This is a genomic window from Burkholderia sp. Ac-20345 (assembly GCF_017104825.1).
GTDB lineage: Bacteria > Pseudomonadota > Gammaproteobacteria > Burkholderiales > Burkholderiaceae > Burkholderia > Burkholderia lata_B.
The window spans coordinates 1-19105 of sequence record NZ_JAAGPO010000195.1; the positions used below are offsets into that span (position 1 = coordinate 1).

At 67.7% G+C, this 19105-nt stretch carries 22 protein-coding genes and 2 pseudogenes; 18 read left to right on the top strand and 6 right to left on the bottom strand.

What is annotated here, in order from left to right; translation table 11 throughout:
* The 7 genes and pseudogenes from G3O06_RS39005 to G3O06_RS39035 all read left to right on the top strand — a co-directional run.
* Nucleotides 1-196 (top strand): annotated as a pseudogene (locus G3O06_RS39005) (hypothetical protein); the annotation flags it as partial.
* A gap of 94 nt (nt 197-290) precedes the next feature.
* Nucleotides 291-596: an EF-hand domain-containing protein gene (locus G3O06_RS39010; protein ID WP_122947597.1), complete on the top strand. Its 306-nt coding sequence runs from the start codon at nt 291-293 to the stop codon at nt 594-596.
* 43 nt (nt 597-639) lie between these two features.
* Complete coding sequence (locus G3O06_RS39015; RefSeq protein WP_174914961.1) at nt 640-1353, top strand: response regulator; 714 nt, start codon at nt 640-642, stop codon at nt 1351-1353.
* The gene (locus tag G3O06_RS39020; RefSeq protein WP_205819291.1) at nt 1353-2699 is read left to right on the top strand and encodes an ATP-binding protein; all 1347 of its coding nucleotides are present in this window, start codon (nt 1353-1355) and stop codon (nt 2697-2699) included. The genes G3O06_RS39015 and G3O06_RS39020 overlap by 1 nt, the downstream gene beginning before the upstream one ends.
* Before the next feature lie 444 nt (nt 2700-3143).
* A complete protein-coding gene (locus G3O06_RS39025) occupies nt 3144-3911 on the top strand; it encodes a DUF4410 domain-containing protein (RefSeq protein WP_205819292.1) in 768 nt (255 codons plus the stop codon).
* 159 nt (nt 3912-4070) lie between these two features.
* Nucleotides 4071-4763, top strand: coding sequence for a dihydrodipicolinate reductase (locus G3O06_RS39030; protein ID WP_205819293.1), 693 nt, complete (start codon nt 4071-4073; stop codon nt 4761-4763).
* Nucleotides 4764-5118: 355 nt separating this feature from the next.
* On the top strand, nt 5119-5601 hold the full coding sequence (locus tag G3O06_RS39035) for a cupin domain-containing protein (RefSeq protein WP_205819294.1): 483 nt from the start codon (nt 5119-5121) through the stop codon (nt 5599-5601).
* Nucleotides 5602-5704: 103 nt separating this feature from the next.
* On the opposite strand, the gene G3O06_RS39040 is transcribed toward G3O06_RS39035, so the two are convergent.
* Both G3O06_RS39040 and G3O06_RS39045 read right to left on the bottom strand, forming a co-directional pair.
* Entirely contained in the window at nt 5705-6514 is an 810-nt protein-coding gene (locus G3O06_RS39040; protein ID WP_205819295.1) for an SDR family oxidoreductase, read from the bottom strand.
* On the bottom strand, nt 6511-7344 hold the full coding sequence (locus tag G3O06_RS39045; protein ID WP_205819302.1) for a molybdenum cofactor biosynthesis F family protein: 834 nt from the start codon (nt 7342-7344) through the stop codon (nt 6511-6513). Before G3O06_RS39045 ends, G3O06_RS39040 begins: the two co-directional genes overlap by 4 nt.
* 170 nt (nt 7345-7514) lie before the next feature.
* On the opposite strand from G3O06_RS39045, the gene G3O06_RS39050 reads away from it, so the two are divergent.
* The 3 genes from G3O06_RS39050 to G3O06_RS39060 all read left to right on the top strand — a co-directional run bounded on the left by G3O06_RS39050 (nt 7515) and on the right by G3O06_RS39060 (nt 10223).
* Nucleotides 7515-8309, top strand: coding sequence for an AraC family transcriptional regulator (locus tag G3O06_RS39050; protein ID WP_205819296.1), 795 nt, complete (start codon nt 7515-7517; stop codon nt 8307-8309).
* A gap of 196 nt (nt 8310-8505) precedes the next feature.
* On the top strand, nt 8506-9474 hold the full coding sequence (locus G3O06_RS39055) for a DMT family transporter (protein ID WP_205819297.1): 969 nt from the start codon (nt 8506-8508) through the stop codon (nt 9472-9474).
* A 200-nt stretch (nt 9475-9674) separates the two neighbouring features.
* Nucleotides 9675-10223: a permease gene (locus G3O06_RS39060; RefSeq protein ID WP_174970336.1), complete on the top strand. Its 549-nt coding sequence runs from the start codon at nt 9675-9677 to the stop codon at nt 10221-10223.
* Nucleotides 10224-10320: 97 nt separating this feature from the next.
* Here G3O06_RS39060 and G3O06_RS39065 read toward each other — a convergent pair whose 3' ends face one another.
* Entirely contained in the window at nt 10321-10455 is a 135-nt protein-coding gene (locus G3O06_RS39065) for an entericidin A/B family lipoprotein (RefSeq protein WP_009688930.1), read from the bottom strand.
* A gap of 233 nt (nt 10456-10688) precedes the next feature.
* Between G3O06_RS39065 and G3O06_RS39070 the strand changes: the two genes are divergently transcribed.
* Nucleotides 10689-11984 (top strand): aspartate carbamoyltransferase, encoded by a 1296-nt coding sequence (locus G3O06_RS39070; RefSeq protein ID WP_205819298.1) that lies wholly within the window; start codon nt 10689-10691, stop codon nt 11982-11984.
* Nucleotides 11985-12098: 114 nt separating this feature from the next.
* On the opposite strand, the gene G3O06_RS39075 is transcribed toward G3O06_RS39070, so the two are convergent.
* Nucleotides 12099-12518, bottom strand: a complete 420-nt coding sequence (locus G3O06_RS39075; RefSeq protein ID WP_174955742.1) for a type II toxin-antitoxin system VapC family toxin — start codon at nt 12516-12518, stop codon at nt 12099-12101.
* Nucleotides 12515-12754 (bottom strand): Arc family DNA-binding protein, encoded by a 240-nt coding sequence (locus tag G3O06_RS39080; protein WP_174914983.1) that lies wholly within the window; start codon nt 12752-12754, stop codon nt 12515-12517. Before G3O06_RS39080 ends, G3O06_RS39075 begins: the two co-directional genes overlap by 4 nt.
* 321 nt (nt 12755-13075) lie before the next feature.
* On the opposite strand from G3O06_RS39080, the gene G3O06_RS39085 reads away from it, so the two are divergent.
* The 7 genes from G3O06_RS39085 (at nt 13076) to G3O06_RS39115 (ending at nt 18287) form a co-directional block, all read left to right on the top strand.
* Nucleotides 13076-15322, top strand: coding sequence for a TonB-dependent siderophore receptor (locus G3O06_RS39085; RefSeq protein WP_205819299.1), 2247 nt, complete (start codon nt 13076-13078; stop codon nt 15320-15322).
* Nucleotides 15323-15325: 3 nt separating this feature from the next.
* Nucleotides 15326-16099: a tetratricopeptide repeat protein gene (locus tag G3O06_RS39090; RefSeq protein ID WP_205819300.1), complete on the top strand. Its 774-nt coding sequence runs from the start codon at nt 15326-15328 to the stop codon at nt 16097-16099.
* On the top strand, nt 16096-16779 hold the full coding sequence (locus tag G3O06_RS39095) for a Fe2+-dependent dioxygenase (protein WP_205819301.1): 684 nt from the start codon (nt 16096-16098) through the stop codon (nt 16777-16779). The genes G3O06_RS39090 and G3O06_RS39095 overlap by 4 nt, the downstream gene beginning before the upstream one ends.
* On the top strand, nt 16772-16939 hold the full coding sequence (locus G3O06_RS39100; RefSeq protein WP_205819303.1) for a hypothetical protein: 168 nt from the start codon (nt 16772-16774) through the stop codon (nt 16937-16939). The genes G3O06_RS39095 and G3O06_RS39100 overlap by 8 nt, the downstream gene beginning before the upstream one ends.
* Before the next feature lie 132 nt (nt 16940-17071).
* A complete protein-coding gene (locus G3O06_RS39105; RefSeq protein ID WP_346779583.1) occupies nt 17072-17248 on the top strand; it encodes a M15 family metallopeptidase in 177 nt (58 codons plus the stop codon).
* 103 nt (nt 17249-17351) lie between these two features.
* Nucleotides 17352-17936 (top strand): nucleotidyltransferase family protein, encoded by a 585-nt coding sequence (locus G3O06_RS39110; protein WP_174970332.1) that lies wholly within the window; start codon nt 17352-17354, stop codon nt 17934-17936.
* A 204-nt stretch (nt 17937-18140) separates the two neighbouring features.
* Nucleotides 18141-18287, top strand: coding sequence for a hypothetical protein (locus G3O06_RS39115; protein ID WP_166896045.1), 147 nt, complete (start codon nt 18141-18143; stop codon nt 18285-18287).
* A 56-nt stretch (nt 18288-18343) separates the two neighbouring features.
* On the opposite strand, the pseudogene G3O06_RS39120 reads toward G3O06_RS39115, so the two are convergent.
* Nucleotides 18344-19003: pseudogene (locus G3O06_RS39120) on the bottom strand (SDR family oxidoreductase); the annotation flags it as partial.
* Nucleotides 19004-19105: the final 102 nt, after the last annotated feature.

Genomic DNA, 19105 nt, shown 5'->3' on the forward strand with positions numbered 1-19105 from the left:
TGTCGTCGTCACGCCCGCGCCGCGCGTCGTCTACGTCGCTCCGCCGCCGCCGAAGGTCCTGTACCTCGCGCCGCCGCTGCCGCGCTCCGTGTACGTCGCCCCGCGCGCCGTGTATGTCGCTCACCCGCCGCGCGCCGTCATCTGGGTGCCCGCCCACTGGGCCGGCCGCGTGCGGGTGCCCGCGCACTGGGCATGACCCGGCGCCGCTTCGTTTCGCCCAGTTTCGTTTTCCATCCGTTTCATCAACCACCCGGCCGGCGCAGACCGCTGGCCACGCAAGGAGAAACCCCATGAAGTCCATCAAGAAGATGATTGCCGTCGTCGTTTTGTGTATCGTCTCAGCAGCAGCGTCGGCCCAGCAGGTGCCGCCCGGCGCGGCGAACGGCGGTGCACGCGTCGAACGTGCGCTGATGCAGTTGCAGACCCGCTTCGCCAGCGCGAACACGACGCACGACGGCAAGCTCACCCGCGAGCAGGCCGCCGCGGGCATGCCGATGGTCGCGCAGCATTTCGACGAAATCGATACGCAGCACAACGGCTACGTCACGCTCGAGCAGCTCGCCGGTTTCATGCGCCAGCGCATGGCGGCCCGTTGAACCCGCACGAGAATCCGGCCGCGCACGCACCGGGAGGCAAGCGATGGAACAGTCCTGCAGGATCGTCGTGCTCGACGATGAAGCCGAGTTGCGCAACATGCTGCAGCGCTTCCTGACCGGCCACGGCTTCCAGGTCCGCGCGGTCGCCGACGGCAAGCGGCTCGACCGCCTGCTGCAGCGCGAACCGTACGACCTGCTGGTGCTCGACCTGATGATGGAGCCCGAGGACGGCCTGAGCGTGTGCCGTCGCCTGCGCGCCGAAGGCCAGACGCTGCCGATCCTGATGCTCACCGCGAAAGGCGACGCCGCGGACAAGGTCGTCGGCCTCGAGACGGGCGCCGACGACTACCTGGCGAAGCCGTTTCTCCCCGACGAACTCGTGGCCCGCGTCCGCGCGCTGCTGCGACGGCAGAAGATGGCGGCCGGCGAACCGACGGTCACGTCGCAACAGTTGCGTTTCGGTGCATTCACGTTCGACGTCGGCCAGCAGACGCTGATGCGCGACGGCACGCCGGTCGAAATCCATTCGGCGCAGATGCTGCTGTTGCACGCGCTCGGCTCGTCGCCGAACCGCGCGGTGAGCCGCGAGAACCTGCTCGCCCGCGCACGCGGACGCGACCACGCCGCACTCGACCGCAGCGTCGACGTGCAGATCCTGCGGCTGCGCCAGATCGTCGAGGACGATCCCGGCAAGCCGCGCTTCATCAAGACCGTCTGGGGCATCGGCTACATGCTGGTGGCCGGCATCGAACCGTGATGCGCATCCCGCTGCCGCGCTCGCTGCTCGCGCGCAACATCGCGCTGCTGGTGGCGCTCGTCGCGCTGTCGCTCGCCTGTTCGCTCACCGTGCTGCTGCACTACGTGCAGCGCCCGCGCATCGAGCGGGCCTCGATCATCTTTTCCGACTACGTGCAATTGCTCGACCGTACGCTGGCCGGCATGCCGCCCGATGCGAGCCGCGCGGTCATCGCGCAGTTTGGCGGCCAGGCCGCGCCGCCACCCGCCGTGTCGCCGCATGCACCGACCTTGGCGGCCTTCTTCCGCACCTGGCAACGCGACGTATTCGTGCAGGCGCTCGAACGCCATCTGCCGCCGGACCTTCCGGCGCGCTGGCAATCAGGCGACGACGAGCGCCTGTGGATCCGCCTGCATGCGGCCGGCTCGCCTGTCTGGGTGCCGCTGCCGATGGCCGCCGACGCACAGGCGAGCGGCATCACGACGGCGCTCGTGCTGTCGGTCGGGCTGGCACTGCTCGCGGCGCTGACCGGCTACCTGATCCAGCTCCACCTGAACCGGCCGCTCGACGCACTGGCGCGCGCGGCGCAGCGCGTCAGCGCGGGCGAGCGCCCGCCGCCGCTGCCCACCGACGGCCCGACCGAAATCGCCGACGTGAGCCGCGCGTTCAACCAGATGGCCGACGCGCTGCAACAGGCGGAAGCGACCCGCTCGCTGATGCTGGCCGGCGTGTCGCACGACATCCGCACGCCGCTCACCAAGCTGCGCCTGGCGATCGCGATGGCGCTGCCGCGCGGCACGCACGACGCGCTCACCACGTCGACCGAGCATTACCTCGATCAGATCGATACGATCCTGCAGCAATTCATGGACTACGCGGGCAGCGGCGAGCGCGAAACGCCGCAAACCGGCGACCTGAACGCGCTGATCGGGCAGCTCGTCGCGGATTTCGCGGGGCTCGGCCACGAATTCGACTTCGATGAAGGCGAGGTGCCCGCGTTCGCATTCCGTCCGATCAGCCTGATGCGGCTGCTGATGAACCTGATGCAAAACGCGGTCGTCTACGGCCGGACGGGGCTCGGCGTGCGCACGTGGACCGAACGCGGCATCGCGTACGCGGTGGTCAGCGATCGCGGCAACGGGATCGGCGCGGCCGAACTCGAACGGCTCAAGGCGCCGTTCAGCCGGGGGGCGAACGCGCGCAGTCATGCGGGCGGTACTGGCCTCGGCCTCGCGATCGTCGAGCGGATCGCCCGCCTGCACGGCGGCTCGCTGACGTTCCGCGACCGCGATGGCGGCGGGCTGGAGGCCGTCGTCGCGTTGCCGCTCGATTCGTCGGGGGCGGTGCGGCGGTCGCTGACGGGCTGACGGGCTGACGGGCTGTTGGGCTGTCGGGCTGTCGGGCTGTCGGGCTGTCGGGCTGTCGGGCTGTCGGGCAGTTTGCCTGACGGCATGTTTGCCTGCCTTACTGTCTGACGGTTCGCGTGTTCGCGACTCTTCCCGTCTTCCCGTCTTCCCGTCTGCCCTTCTGCCCTTCTGCCCTTCTGCCCTTCTGCCCTTCTGCCCTTCTGCCCTTCTGCCCTTCTGCATGACAGCCTGCCTGCCGTGCGTATCCTCGCTCAGCCGCGCATGACATGCGCCGACATAATTCCTGCGTGGCGCAGCACGCCCGACCTCCGCATACTTGCGCCTGCGTGTTGCGCAACGGCATGAAACCTCTCCCTAGCCAGCGATCACGCCCCGCTTCCGATCGTTCGCGTTCCTGAATGCCGCGACAGTATCGGCAACTTCATCCAGGCCACGGAGATCGACATGTTTTCTTCCCTTCCCGCACTTGCTGCCCACGCCAAACGTCTGACCAGTGTCGCGCTGATCGCCGGCACACTCGCGATGACCGGCTGCGCATCGACCGCGACCACGGCCATGACCGCGGCGCCGGCAGCCCGCACGCAGACGCAGGTTCGCGCGGACGTCGTCTATGTGTCCGCGTTCGACGTGGACACGACCGACGTCAAGGTCGACGGCGGGATGATCAGCAAACTCGCGACCCTCGCAAGCGGCTCTTCCGCCGACACGCAGCGCCAGCAGAGCGCGCTGAAAACCCGCGAGCAGCTCGCCGACGCACTCGTGCGCGAACTCCGGTCACAAGGCATCCCCGCGCTGCGCGGCCCGGTGCCCGACGGACGCGACGCGCTGGTCGTCGAAGGCCGGTTCGAGTCGATCGACGCCGGCAACCGCCGCCGCCGCACGCTGATCGGGCTCGGCGCGGGCAAGAGCGAAGTGAAGGCATCGGTCACCGTGCTGTTCCAGCCGGCGCATGGTGCGCCGCAGCCGCTCGGCACGTTCTCGTCCAGCGCGAACAGCGGCCACCTGCCCGGCATGGTGGAAACCGCCGGGGTCGGCGCGGCGGCCGGCCGCCTCGCGACGTCGGCAGCGGTTGGCGCCGGACTGCATGGCGTATCGGAAGTGAAGCACGACACGGTGGCGTCCGATACGGACCGCCTCGCGCGCTCGATCGCGAAGCAACTCGCAACGCAGAATGCGGCAAATGCATGGCTGCCGACGGTGTCGGCAAGCTGACGCACCGGGCCGCCGGCTGCGAGGCGCGGCGAGCACGCACGCGAGCGGCCGGGCATAATGCGCGAGGCCGGTCCGGCGCCGCCCGCCGCGACCGTGCCGACCCACCCGATGGCCCGCGCCATCCCCGTCCCGAATTCTGAACTTCAACCCGTCAATTCCATGCAAGTACTCGTCGTAGGAACCGGCAAGCTGGCCAGCGAGCTGCTCGACGCGCACCGGCTCGATCCGGCAACCTGTCGCGTGATCCCCTGGTCGGACAACGCGCGCGACGATGCGCAGCGTAGCGACGCCCGAACGATCGTCGTGCATGCCGGTTCCGGCCGCGAACTCCCCGACGTCATCGCGTTCTGCGAGGCCACCGCATCGCCGCTCGTCGAGCTGTCCACCGGCTCCGAACTCGAAACCGGCTCGCATGCTTTCCCGATCGTGCTGTGCCCGAACACGAACATCCTGATGCTCAAGTTCATGAGCATGCTGGAAACCAGCGGTCACCTGTTTCATGACTGCCGGATCAGCCTGACCGAGTCGCACCAGGCCGGCAAGACATCCGTCCCCGGCACGGCCGTCGGGATCGGCCAGTCTCTCGGCGTGCGACCGGAGGACATCCGCTCCGTGCGCGACCCGGACGTGCAGCGCAGCGAATTCGCGGTTGCCGACGATCAGCTCGACCGCCACGCGATTCACCGGATACGCATCGACGACGGTGCATGCAGCCTGCAGTTCGAATCGCGCGTGGTGGGCGCGACGCCATACGCGGACGGTGTATCGCGCATCGTCGACGCCGTCCGGCAGCACGATCTCGAGCACCGCCGCTATTCGATCGTCGAGTTCATCCGCAACGGCTGGCTGTAGTCGCGGCGATACGCGGCGGCCGGCACGCGCGCGCCGCGTCGCAGATGTTTTTTGCGCAACGCAAGAAGAGGTTAGCTGCTGATTTCCGTGGATATCGTCGATCGCGCGATCCGCGACATCCGGGCCGCCGTGAATCTCGCCGACCGGCACCTGACGTCCCGCATGGCCGGCGATCAAGATCACGCCAGCCGGCTTCGCCGCCATGGCCGCTCGAGATATTCGACGAGCAATCGTCCTTCTGCATTCGCTGGTAAGTTATCGGGCGAGGTCCATTCGCCGGGATGGGGCGCGAGTCACCGCTGACGCCGGCGCTTGAACCGCTACCATCGACATCCACCCGACAGGAGCGCAACCGATGACCCGCCCCGATTTCATCAAGCACTGGACCGAGCTCGAAGAGCCGGAAGCGCACTGCTATCGCGGCGACACCGAGCCGATGGCGCTGGATGCACCGCTTTCCGCCGTGCTCGGCATCACGCGTATCGGCATTCATCACGTGAGGCTTCTGCCGGGCCGTCGGACGTCCTATCCGCATGCCGAAAGCACCGAGCAGGAATTCGTGTACGTGCTCGAAGGCAAGCCCGATGTCTGGATCGACGGCGTGCTTTACCCCGTTGCAGAAGGCGATTCCGTCGCGTTCCCGGCGGGCACCGGCATCTGCCACACCTTCATCAACAACACGGAGGACGACGTCCGGCTGATGGTGATCGGTGAACGTCCGCGCGACGACAACCGCATTCGCTACCCGATGAACGAGGCGTATGAGCTGACCCGCGCGGACCGCTGGGTGGACTGGCCCGCCAGACCGCTCGGTGACCATGACGGGACGCCGGACTGACGCCTGCGCAGTTGCCCCCGACGGAACCCGCCGACCCAGCCGCGCGAGCTCGCAGCAGGCGGCCGGGACCGCCCTGTTCCGCCTGCCGTTACCCGGTTCCCCTTCACTCGCCCCCAAGCACCGCCCCGCTCTCGGGCAGCGTCGCACCGCCATCGACGACGATCGTCTGCCCCGTGATGTACGCGGCATCGGCCGACGCGAGAAACAGCATCGCGTTCGCGATATCTTCCGGCTCGCCCATCCGCGCGAGCGGAATGTCGCGCGCAATCTGCGCCGCGACCGATGCGTCGCCGAGATTGCCGGCCGCCGGCGTGCGGATCATGCCCGGCTCGACACCGTTGACCGTCACGTTACGGCGCGCGAGTTCCAGCGCCGCCGCGCGAATGAAGCCGTTCACGCCGGCCTTCGACGCCGCGTAATGCGCGAGCCCCGGATACACGACACGCGGTCCCGTCACCGACGACGTGACGAGCAACCGCCCCGCTCCCGCGCGTTCGAATGCCGGCAACGCGGCCTGCGCGAGCCAGAACAGCGCCGACAGGTTGACCGACAGCGTCCGATCGAGCGTCGGCTCGTCGATCTGTGTGAACGGTGTCAGCGGAAAGTACGCGGCATTGTGGACGACGACATCGAGCCGGCCGCCGTCGCGCTCGACCGCCGCGACCAGCGCGAACAGGTCGTCACGGCTGGCGGCGTCCACCCGATAGGCGCGCGCCTCGCCCCCCGTGCTCGCGAGCGCGTCGGCCTGCGCGGCGGCGGCCTCGCCGTTCAGATCGGCCAGCGCGACGAACGCGTCGGATTCCGCGAAACGGCGCGCGATCGCCGCGCCGATCCCCTGCGCGGCGCCCGTGACGAGCACGACGCGCCCGCTGAAATCCGCACGCAGGCGGCCGCTGCCCGGCACGGCATTCATCGCTGCGCCTCGCCGTCGAGCGGATGCTCGGTGTCGTTCAGCACCTGCGCATGAGCGCCGATCGGGAAGTTCGACAGCGTGCCGAAATCCCCGCCCTGATAGCCGAAGATCTTGCCGTCGGTCTTGCGCTGCGCGAGGTCGATCAGCACGACGCCGAGCGTCGGCACCACCTTCTCACGCCACACGAACAGATACAGCTCGTCTGCAATCCTGAAGTAATGGCAACGGTCGACGTCGGCCAGCCCGCCTTCGACACCCTGCAGGCACTGCCACGCGTAGAAGTTCTCGTTCAGGTAGATGTGCTCGTAGCATTCGGTCGGGCTGTAGCGGTACATCGTCCGCTTGCCGATCAGCTCGCGCGTGGGCCCGTGCAGCAGCCCCGGCTGCGTGTGGCCGCCGAGCGTGCCGTGCCGGAACTCGGCCTCGACGCCCGTCAGCGGCAGCCCGCGCGCAACCCGCGTGAACGCGTCGATGCGCGTGTCGGCTTCGGTCGGCAGCGTGCCGACCACCGATGTCCAGACGCCGTTGTCGAGATCGATCACGAGACTGACCGACGTCGCACGGGCGGCCGAATCGATGTAATCGACGAAGTACAGCCCGTCGCGCAACCGCGTCACGCGGCACGGCTCGCGGCCGCCCGTGTCGGTTGCCGCGTCGCGCCACTGCAGCGCGCCGGGCTCGAACGTATAGACGCGCCACGCGCCCGATGCGTCGCCGAGCGCAAGTGTCCGCCCGGCGAGCGCGTCGACGGATGCGAGGATGTTTGCTTCCGGCGCGAAGCCGTCCGCGAGCGCGCCAACCTGAATGAATACCGGATCCTGTCGTTCCACCTGCCGTCTCCCGCGCAGCTTCAGGCCCGGCGGGCCGTGTACGCTGCTCATGTGCACATGGTGCGGGCTGCGCGCGCCGCGCGGTATCGGCCAAAAGGATGAAGGGCGCGCGATGCCGGAACGCGCTAAAGTGCACGAAATCCGCGCCGCGACCGGCGCGAGGAGCGCACATGCATCGCGTCACCCATTACCGACGGACCGGCGAAGGCATCGAGGCAATCAGCCTCGAATCCGACCGCGCGTTTCCGCGCCACGCGCACGACGAATTCGGGGTCGGTGTGATCGTCAGCGGCGCGCACCGGTCGTGGAGCGGCCGCGGGCAGGTTGACGCGCTGGCCGGCGACGCAATCATGGTCAACCCGGGCGAGATGCACGACGGCTCGCCGATCGAAGCCGGCACGGGCCGGCGCTGGCGGATGCTGTACCTCGCGCCCGCGCTGGTCGCGGGCGTCGCGGCGGAAGAAGGTCTCGGCGGCGTCGAACTGGCGCACCCGGCGGTGCGCGACGCGCGGCTCACGGCCGCCGTCGGCCGGCTGCATGCACGCATCGTCGCGAGTGAATCCCAGCCGCTCGCCCGCGACGAGGCGCTCGTGATGCTCGTCGCCGGGCTGCTCGCCCGGCACGCGAATCGCACACTGTCGCCTGCGGGCGTCGCACCGGCAATCCGTATCGCCCGGGAACGGCTCGACGCGGCGCCGGCCGCCCCCGTTTCGCTCGCCGAACTGGCCGACTTGAGCGGCGTCAGCCGCTTCCAGCTGCTGCGCGGGTTTGCCCGCGAACTCGGCATCACACCGCACGCGTACCTGATCCAATCGCGTGCGCGGTTGGCGCGCGTGCTGCTGGCCGGCGGCCTGCCGATCGCCGATGCCGCGGCCGAAGCCGGCTTTGCCGATCAGAGCCACCTGACGCGCGCGTTCGCGCGCCAGTTCGGGATCACACCGGGGCGGTTCACACAGGCCGTTTGACGCCGCCGCCCTCCCGCGAGACGCACCGCCAGGCACGCCGACCTCGAAGGCAGCGGCCACATCGACAGCAGGTGACTGTCGCCCGCCCCCTCGTTGACGCAAGCATGCCGAGTCCCGCACGCCGCACACGACACCCCCGCGCACGCTGCAATTTCGTTCAAGACGCCCACGGCCACCATACGCGACGATGCGGCGCATGAAGACACGACTGATTGGCTATCTCTATCTCGCCGCCGCGATGGCGGGCGTCGGCAGCACCGTCATCGCGAGCCGTCTCGCGGCGGGCGGCCTGCCGCCGTTCGCGGCCACGGCGCTGCGCTTCCTGATCGCGACACCGCTGCTGTTCGCGCTGATGCGCGCGCAGCGCATGCGCTGGCCGCGCATCTCCCCGCGTGATGCCGTGCTGCTCGTCATCCAGGCGGCGGCTGGCGGTGTCGGTTATACGGTGCTGCTGATCAGCGGCACGAAACTGTCGTCGCCACTCGATGCCGGCGTGATGCTCGGCACGCTGCCCGCGATGTCGACGCTGATCGCGGCCGTCGTGCTGCGCGAGCGGCAGACGCCGCGCGACTGGGTGGCCGCCGCGCTCGCAACGGCCGGCGTGCTGTTCGTCACGTTCGCGCCCGGCCAGGCGCTGCCGTCGCTCCGCACGCTTGCCGGCGATGCGCTGGTGCTGGCCGCCGTCGCATGCGAAGCCGTATTCATCCTGCTCAACCGGCGGCTGGCCGCACCGTTGCCGCCGCTGGCGCTTTCCACCGCGATGTCGGGCCTCGGCTTCGTGCTCGCACTCGTGCCGGCCGCGTTCGAATTGCACGCGGTAGCAACCGGCTGGACCGTCGGCGCCGTGTCGGCGATCGCCTACTACGCGCTGGTGCCGACCGTGCTCGGCTACCTCTGCTGGTATGCGGGTTCGGCGCGCACGAGCGGCACCGAGGCCGCGCTGTTCACGGCGGTCGCGCCGGTCTCGGCCGTGCTGTTCGCGGTCGCGCTGTTCGGCGAAACGCTCAGCGGCACGCGGGTCGCGGGCATCGCGTTGGTCGTCGCCGGCATGGTCGTCGGCGCGACGCGGCGGCGCGAACCGCCAGCCGAAGCACGCGATGCGCACCCGGCGAATCCGGGTCGGCCGGCCAGCCCCGCGCCCGCCGCGCAGACCGCCGCCGACTGATTCGCGCTCATCGCCACGTTGCGAAAACGGCGGCGGCTCCGCCCCGCCGCCTGGCCTGTCGATCCCCGCATTCCCGCCACGCGGCCGGCAACTGTAGGAATGTGTCCGCGCGCCGCAAAACCGTTGCGCACCACCCCGCAAGATGCAATATTCGCGTGGCCGGGACCTTTGACAACCATCGAACAACAATCCGCCACGCAATGAACAGGAAGGAAGCCAAAACAAGAATCGCGGTGCTGCTGTCCGCGGGAACGAGAAAGGCCGACGCGCTGGCCGAACTGTCCGGACAGGGACTCAAGGATCGCGTGCTCGCGCACCTGATCGCGTCGCGCCCCGATCCCGAACGCTGCCGCAAGAACAAGCTGCACATCCGGATCCTGGTCGCGCTCGGCATCGCCCAGCTCGCGATCAGCCTCGTGCTCGCGTACTACTTCTTCGCAACAGGCGCCGGCAACGGCCTCGTGCTGGTGTTCCTCGCGTTGACGGTGCCGCTGTCGCTGCTGTTCATCTGGGGCTTTGCGACCAATCGTGTCGGCGCGTATCACGCGTTCATCGTGCTGTCGCTGTTACAGGTGCCGAAGACCATCGCCGAGCTCGGACGCGATCCGTCGACCGCGCTGCCGAGCCTCGCGATCACGGTCCTGCTGGTGGGCTACGTGTGGTTCGTCCGCAACCGCGTGTTCCCCGACTACGGCTGGTTCACGCCGCGCAAGGTCGAAGGCCGTTACGCGTTCGTCGAGCACGCCTGACACTACTGGCTTCAGACGCCGGCCGCAAAAAAAGGCGCCGGGCCGCCCCGCAATCGCGGGACGGCCCGGCGCCTTCTGCATTCCGGAACCGGTCGGCTTACTTCGCCTTTTCAGCCGTATCGCTGATCGCCTGGCCGCCCTTCGAAATGTCCTGCCCCATGCCGGCGACCGTGTTGCAACCGGCGAGCGCGGCGGTCACCACCAGCAGCATTGCAGCAATCGTACGCGTCATTCTCATTCTCCTTCGAATCAACAAGCCCGACGGGCGAATCGTATGCGGCGTGGCGCCCGGCAAGATGCAGGGCACGGGGCCTGACCTGATTATACGGAGACAGCCGCCGCGCGCCAGTACGAACCCGCCGCATGTCACACGGGCCACACAGCCGGTTCGCGCAGATTTTCCTTGACTTCAACGCGCCAGGAACTAATATACGCACCGCGTATATTTTTCGTCAGGAGCCGCCGATGACCGTTCCCCAGCAAGCCTTCCTCCGCGACGCCATGCGCCGCCTCAACATGACCCGCGAAGCGTTCGCCAATCGCATCGGCGTCAGCCGGCGCGCGCTGGACACCTGGCTGCTGCCCGACGACTCGCAGGAATCGCGCGGGATGCCCGAGATCGTCGAGCGCTTCGTGTCGGAAATCGTCGAGCGCTCGGTACCGGAAGGTGGCGTCTATACGCAAAGCGTAGAGAATCAGGGGCTCGCCAAGCAGTTCTTTTTCGAAGGCAAGCCGCAACTGCTGTCGGTCGACCAGTTCTCGCGGGAATCGGTCGAAGCGTTGTTCCGCGTGGCCGACGTGATGCAGCCGATCGCGCGACGCCACAAGATTTCGCGCGTGCTGGAAGGCGCGGTGCTCGGCAACCTGTTCTTCGAGGCCAGCACGCGTACGCGCGTGTCGTTCGGCGCGGCCTTCTGCCGGCTCGGCGGCTCGGTGTGCGACACGACGGGCTTCACGTTCTCGTCGATGGCCAAGGGCGAATCGATCTACGACACGAGCCGCGTGATGGCCGGCTACGTCGACGCGCTCGTGATCCGCCATCCGGAGAAAGGCTCGGTGGCCGAGTTCGCGCGCGCGACCAACCTGCCCGTGATCAACGGCGGCGACGGCCCCGGCGAGCACCCGAGCCAGGCGCTGCTCGATCTCTATACGATTCAGCGCGAGTTCTCGCGGCTCGGCAAGATCGTCGACGGTGCGCACATCGCGCTGGTCGGCGACCTCAAGTACGGCCGCACCGTGCACTCGCTCGTCAAGCTGCTCGCGCTGTACCGCGGGCTCAAGTTCACGCTCGTGTCGCCGCCGACGCTCGAGATGCCGGCCCACATCGTCGACCAGATCGCGACGAACGGCCATGTGATCGAGCAGACGACCGACCTCGCGGCCGGCCTGCGCGGCGCGGACGTCGTCTATGCGACGCGGATCCAGAAGGAGCGCTTCACCGACGAGTCGTTCGAAGGTTACACGCCGGACTTCCAGATCAACCAGGCGCTCGTCGATACGGTGTGCAAACCGGACACGCTGATCATGCACCCGCTGCCGCGCGACAGCCGGCCCGGCGCGAACGACCTGTCGGTCGACCTGAACCGCGACCCGCGCCTCGCGATCTTCCGCCAGACCGACAACGGCATTCCGGTGCGGATGGCGATCTTCGCGGTACTGCTCGGCGTCGAGAATCTCGTCCAGCATTCGATGCGCGACGCGACGTGGCGCCCGCCGGCGTATCTCGGGCCGGAGGATGCGGTGTTTCACGGGGTCGATTGAGAGGGAACAGCGGGGGGGCGCACTAGTCAGGCGCCCCTACGTTCAGCGAACAGCGCGCCGGACAACCCGGCGCGCTTTATTTTTTCGCGCGATGAACAAGTGAGCAATCGGCGCCTAGGACGCCCACGGATCGATCACCCGCAAGCCGACCGCCTTGAATGGCGCGACGTCGCGCGTCGCAATGATCAACCCGTTCGCCTCGGCCGTCGCGGCGATAAAGACATCGGCGGGCGCGATCGCGCTGCCTGACGCACGCGCACGCGCTCGAATGCCCGCATACGCTTTGCTCGCCGCATCGTCGAACGGCAGGATCCGGCCGCGAAACAGCGGCACCACGCGCTGCTCGATGCTTTGGTGAAGCCAGTCACGCCTGCGCCCTTCCGGTAACGCCGCCACGCCGAAGCGCATTTCGGCGAGGCTGATCGCAGCAAGAAACAGCGTTTCGACGTTCTGGGCATCGAGCCACTCGATCACGGCCGCGCTCGGCTCGCGCCGCAGCGGCTCGGACATCACGTTCGTATCGACAAGGATCATTCGAAGCTCAGCGGGTCGGTTGGCGTCTTGTCGCGTTGAACGTCGAAATCGACGCCGCCCGCCTCCCGTCCGATTTCTGCCAGCAGCGTCCCCAGCTTGAGCCGCCCACCCGGCAGAACGGCCTGCTCGAGGATGTCGCGCACCTCGGCTTCGGTGCTGCGCCCATGCTGGGCCGCACGAATCCGAAGCGCACGGTGCACTTCGTCGGGCAGATTTCGAACGGTAATCACGGGCATGATGCACCTCACCACATTTGCTTTCAATGCTGTCATCTTAGCACCTTGATGTCATGGCGGGTGATCCGCAACGGCACCACTCTAACCCGCCCGACATGCCCGTCACACCTGGCCTTTCGGCCATCAACCCCGTCCCGCAAGCCCCTCAACTACCCCGTCACATTCGTCAACAATTTCCCAACAAACAAGAACAAGAACGCTTCTCATTTAACATGAAATTACATAGAATGCCGCCTGAAAACAAATCGTAATAATTCCCGGCGGCATGCACATTTCCGCAGCGCACCGCCCCGGGGCCACACCGCGAGGTCGAAGCGCACCATGAAGTCACGTCCCGACGAGCTGAAGCTCGGCAAATTCACCACCCTGTGCAGCGTGCTCGCCGCGAGCCCCGCGTTCGCGGCGGACGGCACGCCGCCGCCCGCCCCGGCCAGCACCGAAGGCCATCTCGCGCCGATCGAGGTCCAGGGCAAGGCCGAGCACAGCTACAAGGCCGACTTCTCCGCTTCCGCGAAATTCACCGCGCCGCTCGTCGACACGCCGAAATCCGTCACCGTGATCCCGCAGGAACTGATCCAGAACAGCGGAGCGTCGACGCTGACCGAGGCACTGCGCACCGTGCCCGGCATCACGTTCGGCGCCGGCGAAGGCGGCAACCCGCTCGGCGATCGTCCGTTCATCCGCGGCTACGACACGCAGGGCAGCATGTTCGTCGACGGCATGCGCGACACGGGCGCCACGACCCGCGAAATCTTCAACACCGAGCGCATCGAGATCACCAAGGGTTCCGACGGCGCGTACGGCGGCCGCGGCGGCGCGGGCGGCAGCATCAACCTGATCACGAAGGCCCCGCACCTCGGCACCACCGCCGCCGCGAGCGCGGGCGTCGGCACCGACCGCTATCGCCGCTTCACGGCCGACGGCAACTGGCAGTTCGCCGATCACGCCGCGTTCCGCCTGAACCTGATGAGCCACAACAACGACGTCGCCGGCCGCGACGCGGTCAACAACGAGCGCTGGGGCGTCGCGCCGTCGATCGCGTTCGGCCTCGGCACGCCGACGCGCGTGACCGCGAGCTATTACCACCTGTCGACGGACGACATGCCCGACGGCGGCATCCCGTACTTCTACACGACGTCGAACAAGCCCGCGAACGTCGGCACGATCTATCCGGCGCCCGTCGATCGCCACAACTTCTACGGCCTGATCGACCGCGATTTCCGCAAGACCACATCCGACATCAGCACGATCAAGATCGAACACGACATCACGTCGTCGCTGACGATCCGCAACACCACGCGTTACACGGAATCGACGCAGGACTACATCTGGACCCAGCCGGACGACAGCCAGGGCAACGTGGTGAACGGCAAGGTCTGGCGCCGCAACAACAACCGCAACAGCTCGATCAACAGTCTCGCGAACCAGACCGAGCTGTTCGGCGAATTCCGCACCGGCCCGTTCAAGCACAGCTTCACGACCGGCATCGAGCTGTCGCGCGAATGGGGCAAGCGCGATTCGTACACGGTCGCAACCGACACCGGCAAGATCTGCCAGAAAGGCATCGGCGCCGCATCGGGCTACAACTGCACGAGCCTCTGGTCGCCGAACCCGAACGATCCATGGGCCGGATCGATCACGCGCAACAACGACTACGCCCATGCGCGCACCACGACGAAGTCGATCTACGGCTTCGACACGATCGAAATCACGCCGCGCTGGCAGGTCAATGCCGGCGTGCGCGTCGACGACTACTCGACCCGCTTCACCGACACCAAGGCCAACGGCGGCAAGACCACCACGCGCGACGACACGCTCGTGAACTGGCAGGCCGGCCTCGTATTCAAGCCCGCGCAGAACGGCAGCATCTATGCGTCGTACGCGACGTCGTCGACGCCGGCCGGCATGATGCTCGGCGAAGGCAGCGAAACGCAGTCGCTCACGCCGGGCCGCGGCGGTGTCGGCTCGAACGCGGATCAGCTGTCGCCTGAGAAGAACCGCAGCATCGAGCTCGGCACGAAGTGGAACGTGCTGAACGACAAGCTCGCGCTGACCGCCGCGCTGTTCCAGATCGATACGACGAACGCGCGCGTGACGCTGCCGAACAACCAGTACGCGATGGTCGGCAACAAGCGCGTGCAGGGTCTCGAGCTCGGCGTCGCGGGCCAGATCACGAAGCAGTGGCAGGTGTTCGGCGGTTATACGTACTTGAAGAGCGAACTGCGCGACAACGGCAAGGACAGCGCGAACAACGGCAACCGCTTCCCGAACACGCCGAAGCACAGCTTCACGATGTGGTCGAACTACGACGTCACGCCGAAATTCACGGTCGGCGGCGGCGCGTTCTACATGTCGGAAGTCTTCGGCGATCCCGCGAACCTGCGCGCCGTGCCGTCGTACTGGCGCTTCGATGCAATGGCCCAGTACCGCATCAACAAGAAGCTCGACCTGCAGCTGAACGTGAACAACCTGTTCAACCGCACCTACTTCGACCAGGCGTACCCGGCGCACTACGCGTCGATCGCACCGGGCCGCTCGGCGTTCGTCACGCTGAACGCGCGCTACTGATCGATGGAGGCCGTGTCGCTGAAGGCGCTCGCGTCGGTTTCGCCGCGCGAGTTCGCCGACATCCTGGCCGGGCCGCCCGAGCGCGCCGCCGCGTGGGTCGCGGCGGCGGCCGACAACGGCATCGTCGATGCGCAGGCCGTCTACGGGCAATACCTGCTCGACGGGCATGGCGTCGCTCGCGATCCGGCGGCCGCGTTCAACTGGTTCCGGCACGCGGCGCGGGCCGGCCACGCGATGGCGATGAACATGCTCGGCCGCTGCTACGAATTCGGCTGGGGCACGGCCGCATGCGCGCCGGTCGCCGTGTACTGGTACCGGCTCGCCGCGCAGGCGGGGCTCGACTGGGGCATGTACAACTACGCGACGGCGCTCGCGCTCGGCAACGGCGTCGACGAGAATCGCGCCGATGCACTCGACTGGTTCCAACGCGCAGCCGCGCTCGGCCATGCGAAATCGATCAACCTGATCGGCGGCTTCTACGAGGATGGCTGGGTCGTACCGGTCGACCCCGACGCCGCATTCGACCACTATCGCCGCGCCGCCGTTGCCGGCGACTTCCGCGGCCAGTTCAACCTTGCACGTCTGCTCGCCGAGCGTGGGCGCATCGACGAAGCGCTCTCGTGGCTCGCGCGCGTGCCGGCCACCGCTACCCCCGCGTTCGTCGCGAAGATGCGCGCGTATCTCGCGTCGTCGCCGCTCGACGCGTTTCGTGCGGCGGCGATGCAGTTGCAACCACAGCCGCAGCCGCAGCCGCACTGCATGGAATCCGCATCATGATGCTTCATATCCCCGGCGTACTGACGAAAGCGCAGGTTGCGCAATGCCGCGAGCTGCTCGATACGGCCGAATGGGTCGACGGCAATGCGACGTCCGGCACGCAGTCGGCGCTCGCGAAACGCAACCGGCAATTGCAGGAAGGCGCGCCGGCCGCACGCGCGGTGGGCGACGCGATCCAGGACGCACTGGCGCGCCATCCGCTGTTCTTTTCGGCGGCGCTGCCGCTCAAGGTGTTTCCGCCGCTGTTCAATCGCTACGAAGGCGGCGAGACGTTCGGCACGCACGTCGACAACGCGATCCGGTTGCTGCGCGGCACGGATTTCCGCGTGCGCAGCGATCTGTCGGCAACGCTGTTTCTCGAAGAACCCGATGCGTACGACGGCGGCGAGCTGTGTGTCGAGGATACGTATGGCACGCATCGCGCGAAGCTGCCGGCGGGCGACCTCGTGCTGTATCCGGCGTCGAGCCTGCATCACGTCACGCCCGTGACGCGCGGCGAGCGCGTCGCATCGTTCTTCTGGATCCAGAGCATGGTGCGCGACGACGGCGATCGTACGCTGCTGTTCCAGCTCGATACGCAGATTCAGGCGCTTTCGGCGGAGAAAGGCGCGAAGGATCCGATGGTCATTTCATTGACGGGGATTTATCACAACCTGTTGAGGAAGTGGGCGGATGCGTAGTCAACGGAACGAAATCCAGCCGCTGGACGTACTGCGCGGCTCGGTCATGGGCTACGACAATCCCGTCGATCCAATCGAGGAAAGCGATTGGGAAGCGCCGCAACGCGACACCCAAGACGAAGGCGTCCACGCAGGCACGCACATCGAGACGCAAAGATAAGGCACTCACGCCACCCCAGCGAAAACCGCGACACATCCTTCCCCCGACTCTGGCATATTGGCGATTCATCTGACCAGATCAACCACGAGCGGCCGACCTTGTGCGACGGAGCTTCCCGCAGCCAGCCGGCTCGTGGCCCGCAACCGCCAGGTGCTGATCGCCGCGCTGTCGGGCGCCGGCCTCACGAATTACCCGTCGGAATGGTGGCATTGGTCGTTCGGCGACCGCTATTGGGCCGTGATGCACGACCAATCGCACGCGATCTACGGCCCCGTCGAGGAAAACATGCTCGACGAAGCCGTGCGCTGACATTCTTTCCGACGAAACGCACCCACCTCGGTAACATCCTCACTTGTCGATCCCTGCCCGCTCCCGCACAATCGCGGCACCTGCATCACTCTCCCCCGCGCCGATGTCCTATGCGTCATTCGCCACCGGCGTCCTGCTCGCCGGCGGCCTCGGTCAACGCTTCGACCCGAGCGGCCAGCAAAGCAAGCTGCTCGCGCGGCTTCCCGACGGCACGCCGGTTGCGGTCGCGGCCGCCCGCCATCTCGCGGCGGTCACGTCCGACGTGATCGCCGTCGTGCGTCCCGGCGCCGAAAAACTCGCGATGCTGCTGAACGAAGCCGGCTGCCACGTCGTCTATGCGCCCGACACCGTACGCGGGATGGGCGCGAGCCTCGCGGCCGGTGTGCGCGCGACACCCGACGCGAACGGCTGGCTCGTCGCGCTCGGCGACATGCCGTGGATCGCGGCGTCCACCTACGAAACCGTCACGCGCGCACTCGACACCGACGACGCATCGATCGTCGCGCCCGCGCATCGCGGCGTGCGCGGCCACCCGGTCGGGTTCGCCGCGCACCACTTCGATGCGCTCGCCGCGCTCGACGGCGACACCGGCGCCCGCGCGCTGTTCGCCAGCGCACCAGTCAGGCTGCTCGACGTCGACGATCCCGGCATCGTGCGCGACGTCGATACACCGGCGGATCTGCGCTGACCGCGATCGCGCAACGCGCACGGTGCAGTGCATGGCCCGCTCCGCGCGCAACAGGTGCCTGCCCGCAAACCGCCCGTGCACGAATTGCGCCGACGACAGGCCACCCGCCGCCACAATCCCGCTGCAAACGCACGCCCGATTGGCTATAACGGAGACGAGGCGCCCCCGCCGCGCCACCGCCGTCACGCACTGCGCGAGTTCTCCATGACCGATCACACGACCCCGACGCCCGAGCCACCGGCCGACCCGAACCGCGACCCGGAAGACGATCCGTTATCGCCGCCGTCGCCCGGCCATCATCACGACAATCCGCAGCAACCGGACGGACCGCCAAGCAAGGACCCGGTCTAGCAACAGGGCGGCTGCGCCTCGGGTTCCCACCGTGCGCCGTCGCCGCATGACGCTGCCTAGCGCGCCGTATACCCGCCGTCGACCGGCAGCGACACACCGTTGACCATCGACGCCGCATCGCTCAGCAGGAACAGGATCGGTTCGACGACCTCGTCCGGCTCCGCAAATCGCCCGAGAGGAATCGCGGCCAGCATCGGCGCACGCTTTTCCGGTTCGCTCCACGCGAACTGCGCCATCGGCGTGAGCGTCACGGTCGGGTTCACACTGTTCACACGAATGCCGTGCGGCCCGAGTTCGATGCACAGTACGCGCGTGATCGCGTCCATCGCCGCCTTCGACGCGCAATAGCTCAGATGCGCGGGCAACCCGACGAGCGCGGCCTGGCTCGATACGTTGACGATGCTGCCCCGCGCCTGCGCGGCGCCACGGCCGTCGCGCGCGATCATCTTCCGTGCGACGGCCCGTGCGACGAGCGCCGCGCCGCGCGCATTGATGGCCATCACGCGATCGAAATGCGCGGCGCTCACCTCAAGCGCCGATTCGAGCGACGCGATCCCCGCGCAATTCACGAGGCCGTCGAACGCATCGTGCGCGGCGAGTGCCGCGTCGATCGCATGCTCGTCGCCGCCGACATCGAGTCGCATCGTCTCGCACGCGGTCTCGCCGGCCAGCGCATCGAGCGCGGCCATGTCGCGCCCGGCCGCGACGACCCGCGCGAGACGATGCGAAGATCGGAAGAGCACACGTCTGAAATCCAGCCACCTGCTTCCCTCTCACATGCCGTGTGCTTCTTGATAAAAAAAATAGTCGTCGCACTT

Bases quoted from the DNA above. Each gene is read 5' to 3' on its own strand.
- G3O06_RS39010 (WP_122947597.1), top strand. From the start codon at position 291: ATGAAGTCCATCAAGAAGATGATTGCCGTCGTCGTTTTGTGTATCGTC.
- G3O06_RS39015 (WP_174914961.1), top strand. From the start codon at position 640: ATGGAACAGTCCTGCAGGATCGTCGTGCTCGACGATGAAGCCGAGTTG.
- G3O06_RS39020 (WP_205819291.1), top strand. From the start codon at position 1,353: ATGCGCATCCCGCTGCCGCGCTCGCTGCTCGCGCGCAACATCGCGCTG.
- G3O06_RS39025 (WP_205819292.1), top strand. From the start codon at position 3,144: ATGTTTTCTTCCCTTCCCGCACTTGCTGCCCACGCCAAACGTCTGACC.
- G3O06_RS39030 (WP_205819293.1), top strand. From the start codon at position 4,071: ATGCAAGTACTCGTCGTAGGAACCGGCAAGCTGGCCAGCGAGCTGCTC.
- G3O06_RS39035 (WP_205819294.1), top strand. From the start codon at position 5,119: ATGACCCGCCCCGATTTCATCAAGCACTGGACCGAGCTCGAAGAGCCG.
- G3O06_RS39040 (WP_205819295.1), bottom strand. From the start codon at position 6,514: ATGAATGCCGTGCCGGGCAGCGGCCGCCTGCGTGCGGATTTCAGCGGG.
- G3O06_RS39050 (WP_205819296.1), top strand. From the start codon at position 7,515: ATGCATCGCGTCACCCATTACCGACGGACCGGCGAAGGCATCGAGGCA.
- G3O06_RS39055 (WP_205819297.1), top strand. From the start codon at position 8,506: ATGAAGACACGACTGATTGGCTATCTCTATCTCGCCGCCGCGATGGCG.
- G3O06_RS39060 (WP_174970336.1), top strand. From the start codon at position 9,675: ATGAACAGGAAGGAAGCCAAAACAAGAATCGCGGTGCTGCTGTCCGCG.
- G3O06_RS39065 (WP_009688930.1), bottom strand. From the start codon at position 10,455: ATGACGCGTACGATTGCTGCAATGCTGCTGGTGGTGACCGCCGCGCTC.
- G3O06_RS39070 (WP_205819298.1), top strand. From the start codon at position 10,689: ATGACCGTTCCCCAGCAAGCCTTCCTCCGCGACGCCATGCGCCGCCTC.
- G3O06_RS39075 (WP_174955742.1), bottom strand. From the start codon at position 12,518: ATGATCCTTGTCGATACGAACGTGATGTCCGAGCCGCTGCGGCGCGAG.
- G3O06_RS39080 (WP_174914983.1), bottom strand. From the start codon at position 12,754: ATGCCCGTGATTACCGTTCGAAATCTGCCCGACGAAGTGCACCGTGCG.
- G3O06_RS39085 (WP_205819299.1), top strand. From the start codon at position 13,076: ATGAAGTCACGTCCCGACGAGCTGAAGCTCGGCAAATTCACCACCCTG.
- G3O06_RS39090 (WP_205819300.1), top strand. From the start codon at position 15,326: ATGGAGGCCGTGTCGCTGAAGGCGCTCGCGTCGGTTTCGCCGCGCGAG.
- G3O06_RS39095 (WP_205819301.1), top strand. From the start codon at position 16,096: ATGATGCTTCATATCCCCGGCGTACTGACGAAAGCGCAGGTTGCGCAA.
- G3O06_RS39100 (WP_205819303.1), top strand. From the start codon at position 16,772: ATGCGTAGTCAACGGAACGAAATCCAGCCGCTGGACGTACTGCGCGGC.
- G3O06_RS39110 (WP_174970332.1), top strand. From the start codon at position 17,352: ATGTCCTATGCGTCATTCGCCACCGGCGTCCTGCTCGCCGGCGGCCTC.
- G3O06_RS39115 (WP_166896045.1), top strand. From the start codon at position 18,141: ATGACCGATCACACGACCCCGACGCCCGAGCCACCGGCCGACCCGAAC.